Consider the following 15,379-nt stretch of genomic DNA (forward strand, 5'->3'; position numbering starts at 1 on the left):
TTATGCGTTAAACACGTACTTATCCATCCGCTCAAACGCTTCCTTCACACGGCTGAGAGGCAGCGCCAGATTGATACGGATGGAGCTGGGGCCGTGGAACATTTTCCCATCCTGCCATGCCACGCCTACATCCCAGCCGGCCTTTTCAAGCTCCTCAATCGTCTTCCCGTGCTCCTTCAACCACTCCTCGCAGTCCACAAACAGCATATAAGTTCCCTCCGGCTTTGAAACCTTCACGCCCTTAAAATGCTCCGCGATATATTCACAGGCATAGTTCACATTTTCACTGAGCACCTGGCACAGTTCATCCGTCCACTCATAGCCCTCCGGCTTGTAAGCTCCGATTAACGCGTGCATACTCATCACATTCATCTCATTGTAATGAGGCTTCGTGCTCTGCGCCACAATCCGCTCCCGCAGATATTTGTTGTAAATAATATGGTAGGAGCCAACCAGACCCGCAAGGTTGAAGGTCTTGGACGGCGCATACAGGCCCACGGTGCGGTATTTCGCATCCTCACTGATGCTTTGCAACGGAATATGCTTATGTCCGTTGAGCAGAATATCCGACCAGATTTCATCCGAGATTACCACACAGTCATTGTTCTTGTACACTTCCATAGCCTTTTCCAGCTCCCAGCGCTCCCAGACACGTCCGCAGGGGTTGTGAGGATTGCAGAATACCGCCACATGGATTTTGTTCGCCTTAATCTTGGCATCCATATCCTCGTAGTCCATTCTCCAGACACCGTTCTCATCCAGCTTTAACGGACTATGTACAATCTTGCGCCCACAGTTGCCGATACCCATGGTAAATCCGATATAAGTCGGACTGTGCAGCAGCACCGCGTCTCCCGGTGCGGAAAATGCATCCAGCGTGGACACTACGCCTCCCAGCACGCCATTCTCATATCCGATGCATTCCCTGGTAAGGTCCGTCACACCGTTGCGCACCTTCTGCCACTGGATAATAGACTCATAATACGCATCCGACGCGTCAAAATACCCGTAAGCCGGGTGTTTTGCTCTCTCAATCATTGCCTCCGGTATCGTCGGCACGGTGGGGAAATTCATGTCCGCAACCCACATGGGAATAATATCAAAGCCCTCCTTAGGCGGGTCCGGAGCAAATCCCGGTCTGCTTCCCAAACCATCTACTGCAATAGCATCCTTTCCACAACGGTCCATAATTGATGTAAAATCATACTTCATATCACTATCTCCATTTCTTCCTATATTTGTTTCTATGCCGCAGCCGTTTTGTTATCTGCCCGGTTCAGCATAAATACACCACATAAAATCAACACTGCTCCCACAACTTCCTTCGCTCCAAACGTCTCACCGAGGAACACCACACCGGCCACAATGGAAACCAGCGTAGCCAGATTGGCAAACGAGCTGGTCTGCGTTACCGGCAGATAGGTTGCCGCATAATTCATACTGAAAAATGCTACAATGGATGACACCACGGCCAGATACAGCACAGCGCCGACAAACTCCGGGGTTTTGCATGCCTGAACACAGGCCGGCACCAGATTTCCGCCTTCCCGGGTGAACGCGATTGCCAGGAAACTGACACATCCTGCCGCAAACATGGCATAGGTCCGCTCCATCGCGGTAAAGGTATCCGAACACTTCCTGCTGAGCACCGCGTACAGGGAGCCGGAAGCAACAGCTCCCGTGAGAAACAGCACTCCCTTCACGCTCACGCCGCCGTCCCCTCCCCCGGTTACCGAAATCACACAGACTCCGGCGACCGAGCAGAGGGCCCAGGCAAACTTATTCATACGGAATGGCTCCTTTAAAATGACGGTCGCCAGCAAAAATGTCACGGCCGGTATCATCGCAATCATCAGTCCGGAAAAAGAGGACGTGGCATACTGAAGCCCATAATTCTCACACAGAAAGTATATCACCGGCTGACAGATACTCATGGGAATCAGTACTCCCAGGCTCTTCCCCTTAAACCGGACCTTGAACGCTCCCAGTAAAAGCAGTACATTCAAAACAACAAATGCAACTGTAAAACGGATGGCCAGCAAAAGCACCGGGTCCACCGTCCGCAGGGCGATTTTGGAAGCCAGGAAGCTGAAGCCGAAAATCACATTTCCAAGAATTGCAAACAGAACCGCTTTTTTCATCTTCAGCATAGCTGTCTTTCCTGTCCTTTCCCACCGCCGCCGGATAAACCGGCAGATGCGGTTATCTCAAATAATCCGCCACATAGGCAGCCATAAACTCACAGCCCTTTCTAAGGGAACTTTCATCCACATTGAATTTCGTATTGTGCTGTGGCCAGCTGCATCCGATTTCCTTATTCTCCGCGCCTAAAACTCCGTAAAAACCAGGATATTTCCGAAGAATGCATCCAAAGTTATCACCGGCACAGATAGGGTCCTGCTGGGGGCTGACTACCAAACCGTCAATGCCGTCCACCAGCTCTCTCGCATGGGCAATCAGCTCCGGCTGGTTGTATACCGGCGGGATGCCTCCGCTGAAATTGCAGTCCACCTCCACGCCATAAGCCATGCCGACGCCCGCTCCAATCCTTCTGATACATTCCATCAGAGCCTCATCGCCGCCCGGTTTGTAATACCGGGTCGTACCCTTAATCGTGGCAGTGTCCGGGAAAATATTGCCCAAAGTTCCACTTTCAATCATACCTGTTGATACAACCGAGTGGTCCAGCACATCGTACATATTGCTGGGAATGGCCGACATCTTAAGCACCATGTCGCAGGCCGCCTTGATTGGCTCCCTGGTCAAATCCGGCCTGGCGCCGTGGCCGCCCTGCCCTTTCACCGTAATGGTAAATCCGCTTCCGCCCGCAAATACGGAGCCAGGTATCAGGAGAATCTCCCCCACCGGAAGTGTACTCCAGATATGCAGTCCAATCAACCGGTCCACGCCGCCGGTCCGGTCCAGATAATCCAGAACTTCCACATATCCCTTGCCAATTTCCTCCGCCGACTGAAAGATGAGCCGGACTGTCCCTTCCAGATGCTCCTTATAATCGTTCAGCACTTTCGCCACGCCAAGCAGCATGGCGATATGGGCATCATGCCCGCAGGCGTGCATCACTCCGTCACATTTGGACTTGTATGGAATATCACTCTCCTCCTGCATGGGAAGAGCGTCGATATCCGCCCGGACGCCGATGGTTTTTGTTCCGCTTTTCCCCTGGATCGTGGCAACCAGGCCATGGTTTGGAGGCAGCTCCTCATAGGGAACCCCCATCTCGTCCAGCTGCTGCTTTATCATCCTGGAGGTGTTCTCCTCCTTGAGAGACACCTCCGGATACATATGGAAACACCGTCTCTGCTCAATCATATAGTCTTCATACTTCTTACATAACTCACTAATCATCGGCTTCTCCTTTCCCGCCTGCCAGAAAATCCACTGCAAATTTGGCCGTCACTGCCACGCCGCCCTGCAGCGCATCCTCGTCAATATCAAACTTCCCGTTGTGATGTTCCGCGCCACAGCCTTTTTCTTCATTGCACACCCCGATAAAATTGAACATACAGGGGAACAGGTCGTAATAACGGCTGAACGGCTCCGAGGCAAACCATTTCACATCATGAACCAGCGATCCCTTCGGCATCATCTCCTGGATTCCCTTCTGTGACAACTGCGCCAGCTCCGGCGTATTCATAACGGGAGTTGTGATAATTCCCTGCTTTTTCCCAAAGGTAACGGTACATTCATTGACCGCCGCCACGCCTTCTGCCACCTGCTCGATGATAGCCGCGGCCTTGTGGGATTCTTCTATATCAAAGTAACGGCAGGAACCGCCCAAAAAGGCCGAATCCGGAATAATATTGGACATATGGCCCGCCTGGAACATGCAGACAGACAGCGTCACCGTTTTGGTCACATCCAGCCTGGTGCTCCACGCCGTGTTAAGCTGGGTCACAATCTGGCTGGCTGCCACGATCGGATTCACCGCAAGGTCCGGTCTGGAACCGTGGCCGCTCTTTCCGTTCACCGTCACCTCGATGCCGATGGCTCCCGCCATCCTGGGGCCTTCGTCCGCACAGAAGGTGCCCGCATCCATAAACGCCGTGACATGGTTTCCGTAAATAGCGTCAATCTTATGGGCAATCAGCGCCTCCGACATGACCGGCCAGCCGGTGCCCTGCTCCTCCCCTTCCTCAAAAGCGAACAGGATTTTTCCGCTAAGCTGCTCCCTGATATCACACAACACTTTCATTGCGCCCAGGGCAATCGCCATGTGGGCATCATGCCCGCAGGCATGACAGGCTCCCGGATTGACCGACACGCAGGTCTTTGGCCCTTTTAAATTCTCCGAATCCTCATCCATAGGCAGGGCGTCAATATCCGAGCGGATTGCCAGTGTTTTCCCAGGTCTCCCCGTGTCCAGAGTGGCAATAAAACCGGTTCCTTTCAGTTCCTGAATGGGAAGACCCAGCTTTGCAGCCTCCTCCTTTAAATATTTGGAAGTTTCAAATTCCTTTGCCGTAACCTCCGCGTATGTATGGAAATGTCTCCGCTGCTGAATCACATAGGACTCATACTCCTTCGCCTTCTCCATGATAAGCTGATTTATATCCTGATTCATCTACTGCTCCTTTCTGCTATCCGCTGCCTATATCCCCCAGCCGATGCTCGTCAGAACAAACATCAATGCAAAGGAAAGAGCCATGAAAAAGATTACCTTCGGCAATACCCAGCGGAACCATTTATCAAAGGGTACATTGGCCATCGCACAGGAGCCCACGGTCCATCCAAGAGCCGGGGAAATCAGGTTGGTAAAACCATCTCCAAACTGGAATGCCTGAACTGCCAGCTGTGGAGCCAGATGAAGCGTCTCCGCAATCGGTTTGATAATCGGCACCAGGATTGCAGCCTTGGAAGTCGCCGATGGAATAAATGGGTTGATAATCGCAATGATAACGGTCATACCGATACTGGATACGGATTTTGGAAGACCCATAAGCGGTCTTGTAAGTGCATAAACTACCGTGTGGATAATATTTCCCTCTGTCATAACCAGGCTCATAACTCTGGCAAGACCGATAACGAATCCTACGAATGCCATGTTGGCCAGGCCCTTCGCAACCGCGCCGGCCAGCTGGTCCGCGCTCATTTTCCCGATAATTCCTGCAATCACGGCACTAATCAGGCTGACTGCCACCATAAAGTTGTAAAGCCCGGCTCCGCCGCCGCCAAATAACACAATGATGAAATACTGTCCAAAGAAAATCGTCATAATCGCCGCTGTTCTCCAGGTCAGCTTGGTCTCTTTAATCAGGCTGGACTCCTCGTCTGCCGCCACAACCTGGTTCGGGTCCCATCCGGCGCCGTACATCAGAGATTTTGTTGGGTCCTTCTTTACTTTCTTAACATATCTAAGCAGGAATATCAACCCAATCACCATAAAAAGATTCATAAAGAAGAATCGGGTTCCAAAGGCTGAGTAGGCCGGCACATCCATAAGCATCTGTGTCGTCACCTGCTTGGTTGGTCCAGTACCAAATCCAATCAGTGTAGCGTATGTCGTCACGCCGATAGCGACAATCGGGTCCAGCTTTAATTTCCTGGTAAATAAAAGACCAATCGGCACAACCGCAATCAAAGCGTCGCTTCCGCCAAAACCGCCCAGATAAACCATCAGGCAGAACAGAATGGATATCAGGATTCCCTCTCCTTTATCCTTCAGCTTGTAGATGGCCCAGTTCAAAAAGTCATCCACAGCGCCGGTCTCCAAAATAACGGCTACATTGGCCCCCATTGCCATAACCGTAAAAATGATGAGACCGGAACCGGTAAGTCCGTCTAAAAAGAGGAAGATCGCTCTCCACGGTGATACCGGCGTCTGATATCCCAGATAGGAAAATGAGTCTCCCATAATCTGGCCGGCTTCGTTGGTTCCAAACTGTCCCGCCGGAATGATGTAGGTACAGATACTGGCCAGCAAAATAAGACCGGTCATAATCCACAACAGATGCGGCATTTTAAATTTTTTCTTTTCTCTCATAGGTATTCCCTCCTAAAACCATCAGTGAGTTTCTAAATTATTAAGTTGCTTAACAGTAGCGGGACAAAATTGCTCCCCGCCGCTATCAGGAAGCAATTAAGTATATGAATCGTTAAGCACCTTTACTATGTGATTAAAGAATAACACCTGTTGTGCACTTTGTCAATATCTGTTTCCATATTTCCATTAAAAATATTCATTTTCACAATGCGTTACTTTTATCCGTTTTATATTCAGGTATTTTTGCTCTCTTTTACATCAATTGCGAAGGTTTCATTTAGCTTTTTTTGTATGGAGATGTATTTTTTTAGGTCTTCTTCAGAAAATTCTTTTAGATTATTGAAACTTCTCTTATAACAGGCCTGTTCAAACCGGTCGTGCTCCTCATAAATCTTCCAGCCGGATTCCGTCAAAAACAATTGATATTCCCGGTTATTCTCGGGATTGCGAATCTGCTCAATCCAGTCCTTTTTTCTCAGTTTTCGAATCAGCTGGGAACAGGCGCTTGGCGTCTTTGTCAAAAGAGCCGCAATCTCCGCCGCAGTGATCCCCGGATTCTTCCCCACAATATGAATAATCTGCGATTCCGCCTGGTACATCGTCTCCGTCCCATAGTTGTGCGGTATGGAATCATATTCCAGAATCAGCCGGCACCCTTCATCCAACTGGTTAATCATATCACAGTATAAGCAATATCTCTCTTCGGCCTTCTCCCTGTCGTCCATGGTAATCCTCCCTTGTCTTTCCTTATCCATTTTAGCAGATAAACGATAAACGGACAACCCCAAGAGACGGAACGGTGTGATTATCTCTACACTTTCACGTTTTGAGCCCCTCGAATCTGTATCTCCCAAATTACTTGCCGGATAACAAGGTATGCTCCCGGTACGGATATCAGAAAATATACCGCTCCTATATTAACTTCCTCAAAAGACAACATCAGATTCAACACCGCCGGTACAATGTGAAATCCCCCCACGGAAAGTATTAAAAATGCCGTGGACCGCACTTCCGGCTCTACGTCTCTCCCTACCATGGATGTCTGGATCCCAAGCGTCATACCACAGACAATCCCATGAATTCCAGCCAGCAAAAACACCACCCAGTAGGAATCTGTAACCGACATCATCCCCCACCGGACCATACACAAGAATACCGCCAGTAGAAAAATCCGATTTTCCTTCCCCCTCAAGTCCATTCGGTCCGCCACCGTCAGAAACACAATTTCCATCACCACTGTGATAAACGGCAGCGCACTGATTATCTCCGTCGGCGCCTCCATGTCCATCAGTATTGTCTGTATCCCATAATTAGACGCTGATGTAAGGACTCCATATACGGTAAATGACAATATCATGATGGTCAAAAACTGGCGGTTATGTATCAGTCTAATCAGTTGTCCCAACAGATGGTCTTCCGCTTTCTCCACACGTTCCACCTGGACTTCCTTGGACCGTTTTCCAATCTCAGGCAGAGTTCCAAATAGACCTCCGGCCACCAGTGCAAGAACCGCGCCCAAAATCAGAATACCATCAAGCCCAGCACTGCCCACCAGTACCGGTGCCACCAGACCGGTAAACGCATATCCGATGGTACCCCACTTTCGAATTCTTCCGTATTTTACTTCCTTGGTATTGACCAGATGAAGCAGATATTCCTCCTGCATGCCCGAACATGGCAGTGTCAGAATATTCCGTATTAGATTTAAAATAAAAAATAGTGTAAAATCTTTGACTACAAGCATCAGAAAAATCAGGCCCGCGTTCAAAAATTGAATCACACTACTGAACGCCACAAGCCGCTTTCCCGCATCCAGCACTCTTCCCCAGGGAATACAGGTACAGGCTGCCAGAAGGGGAGTGACACCGGCAACCAGTCCCACCTGGCTGCTCTGATATCCTTTTCCCTGAACTAGAAGCACCACAAGCATACTGTTTATCAGTGTGCCGGATATTGTAGAGATAAACAGCGCCTGCTCAAATCTTCTATCAGCGCCCTCCCATTGCCCTCTTTCCATATTGCCATCAATTCTCTTCCCTATAAGATTTTTTCTTCCCACTGTTTCTTCAATGAAGCATCCACATCTTCCAGTTCTTTTAAACTGTAATCCTTCCCCAGAGAGTCCCATTTGGTCTTACCAAGTGAGTGATACGCCATAATCTCTACCTGACGGATATTCGGGTATAACTGCTTCCATTGCCGGATCGTACTGAAATGCTCTTCCGTATCATTTAACCCCGGAATCACTGGGCACCGCAGTATCACTGGTTTATCCACGGATGCCAGATATGACAGGTTCTCCTGCACCTTTTCATTGGTATGCCCCGTCAACTCCTCATGTTTTTTGGCCCCCGTTGCTTTATAATCAAGCAAAAACAAATCCACCGCTTCTGCCAGCTCCCTGAATTTATCTCCTGCCACAATTCCATTTGTCTCAATACAGGTATGAAGACCGGAAGATTTACACAGCCTTAAAAGCTCCATGAGAAAATCAAACTGCACCGTCGGTTCTCCGCCCGATATGGTAACGCCGCCCCCTGAGCTTTCATAGTAGACCCGGTCCTTCAAAACCTCCACCACCACTTCCTCAGCCGACATCTCCCTGCCAAATATCTTCAGACACTGCTCCGGACACTCTGTAATGCAGGCCCCGCAGGCTTTACATTTGGAAAAGTCTACCTTGTGGCCTTCTGCCGTCATCCTATGTGCCCCTGTGGGGCAGGCCGAAACACAGGCCCCACAGGAAACACATTGCGCTCTGTTATAGGAAAGCTGGGGAGAAACCGTAAAGGATTCCGGGTTATGACACCAGAGACACCGGATATTACATCCTTTTAAAAACACGGTAGTCCGTATTCCCGGTCCGTCATGTACGCTGAATTTCTGAATATCAAATACAATTCCCATCGTTCTCCTAACTTGCCTCATAGGTCGTTCTGGCAATCAATTCATCCTGCACCACAGAATCAAGTTCCACAAAGCGGGCGCTGAAACCGCCAATCCGGATAATCAGATTCTGATATTCTTCCGGATGCTTCTTCGCATTGATCAAATCATCTCTTCCTATTACCATCAGATTCATCTGGTTCCCGTTATGCTCCAGGAACGTACGGATTACCAGTTTCACCTTCTCATAGCTGGTCTGGAACAGTTCCTTGGAGAATCTCACATTGTTGATAACCCCAGCATGGATGGAGTGGTCAAATTTACTCATGGAATTGAGAAGTGACGTAACTCCGTTTTTGTCCCCGCCGATGGAAGCGCCGTTGGCATTGGCCATGGCTTCTCCATTCTTTCTGCCGCAGGCGGAAGCCATAGTATAAGTTCCCCACACGGCGCTTTCACTGTTATTGACACTCACCATGTTATATTTGTTCAAACCGATAATATCCGTATATTCGATACTTTTCCGTGCAACATAGTTAAATACTAAAAGTGCCATATCATCCGCATAAGCATCGTCATTGCCATACTTCGGACAATTCTGCATCATTCTGCGTTCCTTTTCATACCCCTCAAAATTGCAGTCCAGAATATGTACCAGTTCCTTTAAGGTCATAACCTTGTCATCGTATACCAGTTTCTTAATTGCAGTCAGACTGTCTGCAGCCGATATCATTCCCATAATTTCAGTTGTTCCGTTCAGATACCGCACACCGCCTTCAAAAATCGGTTTTCCACGTTCTACACAGTCTTTCATCAATATACTCAAATGCAGAAATGCCCCATTTTCTTCCATCAGGTTATAACATTCCTTCTGGGCCCATGCCACGATAGCCAGTTCACTGTCAATCTGGGTTGTAAATGCCTGCCACAATTTATCAAAGCTGACAAACTCCTCCACATCCCCCGTATCCGGTCCGGCTGTCACATTGTAAAAGCAGTCCCTGCCATGGTGAAGCGTCAGTTCCAGACCCTTCAACAGGTTAACACCGCTGTTAGGCGTCCCAATACTCCGGCTCTCCAGCACATATTCCCCGCATCCGGCCGGTATATAGGATTCTGCATCCTCCTCCGGCACATCAAACACCTTCATGACCGCCGGTATATTGGTATCATCGCTGTACAAAATAGGATAAGAACAGCCTTCGGCATTTACCTTAAGCGCTTTCTCGAACAGTTCTTCCTTCATTCCCTTATAGTATCTCAGCGTCAGCTGTGGAACCACCCCTTTCACTCTTCTGGAGGTCTCCATGATAACCATCGCCAGTCTGTCCGCATTTTCTTCGTTCCTGCGGCCTTTCCCTCCGATAACCACTCTGGTATCATGCACTTTTCCAATAAAGTCATAATGCTTATACAGATGAGTCAGGTATCGTATGGCTGTCTCCTCATCCATTACCCCTGCATCGATATCGCCTGCATACAAATCTCCCAGATAGACATCCATGCGCCCGTGGTTCATCAAATCAGAAAGCACCGCATAAATCCAATAAAGCTGCAATCCCTCGATAAAAGTCTCCGGTTTATTTGTTTTTATATTCCGCAATGCCTTTAGAAGAGTTACCAGATGCTCCTGTTCGCCTGCGTTTTCGATAAGTGTCTCCGTCTCTCTCTCATAAAATTCAATTGCGTCCACTACGGTATCAATCGCCAGCAAAAATGCATCGGAAAGACGACTGTCATCCTTGCGGTTTGCCTCCACCTCTACCCGCAGACCTGGAATACCTAATTGTATTAATTTATCCAAATCCGGAATTGTGAGCGCCAGTCTTCCCGTAGGAGTGCTTCCTGTTCCCAGCCGGATATCTTTTCCCATGTTTCCGCCTGTCTTTTTGTACTTCTCCAGATCGGCATGTTTTTCTGTGAAACGGTCATTCAACTTCTTTAACGTGTTCTCTTCTTTCCAGTAGGATACAGCTTCCAGAAACTCCTGGTTTTTCCCCCAGTCCTCCGGATAGGCATCAAGAATATCCTGGGCAATTTCTTCGTTAAAATAGTACGTATAGAGTCCGCCGTACTGAGGGCTGAACCCCACAATCCCATGTTTCACCCGTCCTACAATCAGGTCATCCTCATCCATGTCCACCAGAATATGATTTGTCTGCATTTTAAGGCATTTGGCCTCCCGCAGATACTTATCGTTCTCCTCCCGGTACACGTTCGTAAAATGGATACAATATTCAGCCTGTCTCTTTGCTTCTGCTGCATTTATCATCGTTTTTTCCCTCCAAAGGTTTCTATCTATGTTATCTCTACTATAAAATAACCACCGTATTTTATCTTGTCTGGCGTTGACCATTTTTTGTACTATATTGACATTTTTCTTCTTTCCTTCTATACTCGTTATAGATATTGATAAAGAGGAGGCCCATATGGAATTTGTCACCTATACCAATGAACCGGAAGGCATCGGAGTTCTTCACCAGACCAGTGTATCTCAGACAGCTCCCCTGCATTCCCACAAAGATTTCATAGAGGCATTTCTTGTCATCCACGGCAAAGCCCTGCACATCTCCAACGATCAGGTCGATATACTGACCGAAGGTTCATTCGTGTTGGTCCGGCAGAGTGACGTCCACTGTTACAGCTTTTACCAGTCCGAGCAGTTTGATTTTTACAATATCAGTCTTCAAAACTACGAGTTCAATAAGGTCATCAATCTGTTTAACGGTGACAGCCACATAACCGGGCTTCTCTCCCGCGCTTCCTCCCCCATCATTCAGCTGGAAGAACCGGAGCTTTCCAACGTGCGTCTAAAATTCGAAGAAATCATGAACCTGGTGGAACAGCAAAAGCATTCTCTGGCGAAAATTCATTTTAAACTGCTTCTGGCCAACATGTTTCTGACTCATTGCTTTCAGACATTAGATATTTCTCCGGAGAAGCCGCTGCTGCCAGCATGGCTTTCTGATTTGATCACCGACATGCATCTCGGTGAAAACATGCAGGAAGGCCTCCCAGCTCTGCTTCGTCTCTCCGGCTACTCACAGGAATATCTAAACCGTGTATTCCGAAAATACCTGGATTTAACCCCCACTCAGTTTATCAACAACATCCGGCTGAACCAGGCGGCTCTCCTTTTGTCAAAACCTTCTGCCGATATTCTGGATGTGTGCGATAGCTGCGGATTTCACAATCTAAGCCATTTTTACCATCTGTTCAAAACCTTTTATGGCCTTTCCCCTAAAAAGTATCAGAAACTCTGCCGGGAACAGATATCCGATACCACCATAAAAGTATAAAACCCCGGCCGGCGGGCGGCACAATGCCTCTTCGCCGGCCGGGGATTTTCATAAATCCTCAAATCCGTTGTTTGCAGACAGTTCTAAAAACCATTCCCCGGATTTTTTTATGCTCTGTGCACAGTCATTTTTTAAATCTACTGAGATAAGACCGTAGCGGTTCTTATAAGCATTTCTCCAGGACCAATTATCAAACGCCGCCCATAAATGATACCCGAAACAATTGCTGCCTTCTGCAATTCCCCGATGCAGACAGCGCAGATGTTCTTTGATGAATGCAATCCGGTAATCATCCTGGATTTGTCCATGATCATCTCGGAAACGCTCTTCATCCTCCACACCCATCCCATTTTCTGACACATACCACTTGATATTTCCATAATGGTCCCGGATGTTGATGGCGATATCATAAAGCGCCTCCTCATAAATCTCCCATCCCCGGTAAGGATTCATTTTCATGCCATCGAATGTATAGGTTTCAAAGTATTTCTCCGGCATCAGCTTCTTTTCTTCCCAGGGTGTACTTCTCCTCCTCACCCGCCTCGGAGAATAATAATTCACACCAAGATAATCCACCGTGTTCTCACGAATTATTTGAATATCCTGCTCTTGATATTCCGGAAGGAAACCATCTTCCCTGGCCAATGCTGTCAATTTTTCCGGATAATATCCTTTTACGGAAGGATCCAGGAAACATCTGTTAAACAACAGATTGGCCCGCTCTCCCGCTTCCACATCCTCCGCGCAGGCATTTTCTGGCACATAGGTTGGGGTCAGATTCAGAATAATCCCAATCTCTCCACTCATCTCCATGTCCCGAAAGCGTTTTATCACTTTGGCACTGGCCAGCTGAATGTGAAATGCCACCTGGGCGGCCCGTTTCATATCACACACCTCCGGATAATGCACTTGGTACAGATATCCCTGCTCTGCCACCACCACCGGCTCGTTAAAGGTTGACCAGTAGTGAATTTTGTCACCATATTCTCGAAAGCAGAACTCCGCATAGTCCGCAAATGCATCGGTGATATCCCGATTTTCAAATCCCCCCTTTTCCATCCAGAACATGGGAGTATCAAAGTGAAACAGACAAATCATGGGTTCTATCCCATATTTCAGCAGACAGTCAATCACTTGGTGATAAAACTGCACTCCCTCCCGGTTAATACTGCCATCACGGTCATTCATGATTCTGCTCCACTGAATGGAAGTGCGGTAAGAGCGGATTCCCACTTTTTTCATATTTTGAATATAAGTTTCATAATCCCTGTAAAAATTGGAGGCTGTTATATTGCCGACCCCGTCAAAATATTTATCCGCCTGGCGTGTACAGTCATACTCCCAGATGGACTCCGCTTCCTTCCCCTTACTTCCCTCAGTCTGAGGTCCCGAACATGCCGCACCCCACATAAAATTCTCTTTAAAATAATACTGCATCTATTCTATCCCTCCAACTTGCACCTTTCTAAATAAAGGAAGTTATAAAGAGCGCCGTATAAGTTAGCATCGTTGCCCAGTGCCGCCGTATCCACTTCCGTGTCACTATATCCAAACGCTTCATCTTCCTGTTTCAGCTGTACCAGTTTTTCTTCCAGCCTTGCCTTTAAGTCCGGCCGTCTGCTTATCGCTCCGCCTATTAAAATGATATCCGGGTCAAAGGCAAAGCTGACTGACAAACATCCTGCCGCCATATAATAATAGAAACGTTCTATGTATTCCCTTGCCTTCTCATCTGTCTCTGCCAACCAAAACAGCTCCTCTCCTGTCAGGTTTTTCTGCTGTTCTTCATTAAACCGGTTCACCGTGTTTACCACGGAATAGCTGGACCAACTCCGGTATCTTCCATTTTCATAAATCAGTGGCATAAACCCGAATTCACTGGAACAAAACCTTCGGGTCTGACCTATCTTTCCTTCCTTGACATACCCGCCGCCGATGCCGCTTCCATATACCAGCGTGACTACATTCTGCCTGCCCTTTCCTCTGCCCTTCCAATACTCTCCAAGACAGCCGCAGTTACCGTCATTTTCCATCGCAATAGGCAGGCCGCCCATCCTCTTTGACAACGCTTTTGCAACTGGAAACTCATGAATACAGGGAAGCGCGCTCAGTCCATGGACAATGCCACGCCTTTGGTCCACAAATCCCGGAGAGCTTATGGCAATCCCGGAAAGAGAATACTCCTTCTGCTGCGCATCAAAAATTCTTCCCATCGATTCCAAAAGCTGGTCAAAATCATCCGGATATGCCTCACAGGTTCCTTTTTTTACTATTTCGCCTTCCCCGGTACATACCGCATATTTAACTCCGGTACCTCCCATATCAAATACCAAATAACCTTCCATGATCATGCTCCTATGATTTCACCGCTCCGTCAATAAATCCCTTGTAAATGAATTTCTGTGATAACAAAAATCCAATAAAAATCGGAATTGTCACTATCAGGATTCCCGCCGCAATCACACTCCAGTTGGACGAATACGGACCGATAAAGCGGTATAAAATTGTTGACATTACGCCCTTATCCTCCGATGGAAGATAGAGAAATGCCGTATAAAAATCGTTGTAAATATAAGTCACCTTCAAAATTGCCGCTGTCGTAATAGCCGGCTTTAAAAGTGGCAGGATGATTGTCCTGTAAATGTTGAAATAAGAGCAGCCTTCCACCATAGCCGCTTCGTCCAGTGATAACGGTATCTGACTGATATACTGCTTATACAGATAGAGACTTACCACATCCACACCGGAGTACAGTATCACAATACTCATCAGATTATCCACCAGATTACATCCTGCAAATATTTTAAATATTATCAAATGTACAATCACTCCGGGAACAAACGAGGCCAGCAGATACATCTTCTCTATCAACCGTTTTCCGGTAAATTCAAACCGTGTGATACAATATGCCACCATGGTTGCAAACAGGGTAGAGGTTATCAGGGTAACCACGATAATGATACCCGTATTCATCAAACCGGTCAGCACTCTGCCATGTTTAAATAATGTAACAAAATTCTCAAAATTAAGCCAGTTTTCCGGCAGCACCAGTCTTCCGGTAGTCAGATATTCAATCTTTGTCTTGAAAGATGAAAGTATGACGCTGATAATCGGAATCAGGGTAACGAGCGTGACCACAATTAATACGGCATATTTTAGCAGCGCTATTCCATATTTTTTCAGCTTAGCCATC

Annotated in this window: 13 protein-coding genes; 1 reads left to right on the forward strand and 12 read right to left on the reverse strand. The window is 47.7% G+C overall.

All coding sequences use genetic code 11. The annotated features are described in order from the left end of the window. From HMPREF9473_RS22080 to HMPREF9473_RS22120, 9 genes are all read right to left on the reverse strand, one after another. The gene (locus HMPREF9473_RS22080; RefSeq protein ID WP_006782440.1) at nt 1-1,212 is read right to left on the reverse strand and encodes a MalY/PatB family protein; all 1,212 of its coding nucleotides are present in this window, start codon (nt 1,210-1,212) and stop codon (nt 1-3) included. Nucleotides 1,213-1,244: 32 nt separating this feature from the next. Further along, nucleotides 1,245-2,150, reverse strand: a complete 906-nt coding sequence (locus tag HMPREF9473_RS22085) for a DMT family transporter (protein WP_006782441.1) — start codon at nt 2,148-2,150, stop codon at nt 1,245-1,247. A gap of 52 nt (nt 2,151-2,202) precedes the next feature. Continuing rightward, complete coding sequence (locus HMPREF9473_RS22090; RefSeq protein WP_006782442.1) at nt 2,203-3,366, reverse strand: M20 metallopeptidase family protein; 1,164 nt, start codon at nt 3,364-3,366, stop codon at nt 2,203-2,205. After that, nucleotides 3,359-4,582 carry an amidohydrolase gene (locus tag HMPREF9473_RS22095; RefSeq protein ID WP_006782443.1) on the reverse strand — a complete coding sequence of 408 codons (1,224 nt, stop codon included), beginning with the start codon at nt 4,580-4,582 and terminating at the stop codon, nt 3,359-3,361. The genes HMPREF9473_RS22090 and HMPREF9473_RS22095 overlap by 8 nt, the downstream gene beginning before the upstream one ends. Before the next feature lie 27 nt (nt 4,583-4,609). Then, nucleotides 4,610-6,001, reverse strand: a complete 1,392-nt coding sequence (locus HMPREF9473_RS22100; RefSeq protein ID WP_006782444.1) for a YfcC family protein — start codon at nt 5,999-6,001, stop codon at nt 4,610-4,612. 233 nt (nt 6,002-6,234) lie between these two features. After that, nucleotides 6,235-6,726, reverse strand: coding sequence for a MarR family winged helix-turn-helix transcriptional regulator (locus tag HMPREF9473_RS22105; RefSeq protein ID WP_006782445.1), 492 nt, complete (start codon nt 6,724-6,726; stop codon nt 6,235-6,237). A gap of 86 nt (nt 6,727-6,812) precedes the next feature. Further along, nucleotides 6,813-8,018, reverse strand: coding sequence for an MFS transporter (locus tag HMPREF9473_RS22110; RefSeq protein ID WP_006782446.1), 1,206 nt, complete (start codon nt 8,016-8,018; stop codon nt 6,813-6,815). Between the two features lie 20 nt (nt 8,019-8,038). After that, nucleotides 8,039-8,929 carry a glycyl-radical enzyme activating protein gene (locus tag HMPREF9473_RS22115; RefSeq protein WP_034859957.1) on the reverse strand — a complete coding sequence of 297 codons (891 nt, stop codon included), beginning with the start codon at nt 8,927-8,929 and terminating at the stop codon, nt 8,039-8,041. Beyond that, nucleotides 8,916-11,159: a pyruvate formate lyase family protein gene (locus tag HMPREF9473_RS22120; RefSeq protein WP_006782448.1), complete on the reverse strand. Its 2,244-nt coding sequence runs from the start codon at nt 11,157-11,159 to the stop codon at nt 8,916-8,918. The genes HMPREF9473_RS22115 and HMPREF9473_RS22120 overlap by 14 nt, the downstream gene beginning before the upstream one ends. Nucleotides 11,160-11,316: 157 nt before the next feature. On the opposite strand from HMPREF9473_RS22120, the gene HMPREF9473_RS22125 reads away from it, so the two are divergent. Then, nucleotides 11,317-12,186, forward strand: a complete 870-nt coding sequence (locus tag HMPREF9473_RS22125) for an AraC family transcriptional regulator (protein ID WP_006782449.1) — start codon at nt 11,317-11,319, stop codon at nt 12,184-12,186. A gap of 48 nt (nt 12,187-12,234) precedes the next feature. On the opposite strand, the gene HMPREF9473_RS22130 is transcribed toward HMPREF9473_RS22125, so the two are convergent. From HMPREF9473_RS22130 to HMPREF9473_RS22140, 3 genes are read right to left on the reverse strand one after another with little or no spacing between them, the layout of a single operon-like run. Continuing rightward, a complete protein-coding gene (locus HMPREF9473_RS22130; protein ID WP_006782450.1) occupies nt 12,235-13,623 on the reverse strand; it encodes a glycoside hydrolase family 1 protein in 1,389 nt (462 codons plus the stop codon). 5 nt (nt 13,624-13,628) lie between these two features. Next, nucleotides 13,629-14,531, reverse strand: a complete 903-nt coding sequence (locus HMPREF9473_RS22135; RefSeq protein WP_006782451.1) for an ROK family protein — start codon at nt 14,529-14,531, stop codon at nt 13,629-13,631. Between the two features lie 10 nt (nt 14,532-14,541). After that, a complete protein-coding gene (locus HMPREF9473_RS22140) occupies nt 14,542-15,378 on the reverse strand; it encodes a carbohydrate ABC transporter permease (protein WP_006782452.1) in 837 nt (278 codons plus the stop codon). Between the last annotated feature and the right edge of the window lies 1 nt (nt 15,379).

Source organism: Hungatella hathewayi WAL-18680, assembly GCF_000235505.1.
Classification (GTDB): domain Bacteria; phylum Bacillota; class Clostridia; order Lachnospirales; family Lachnospiraceae; genus Hungatella_A; species Hungatella_A hathewayi_A.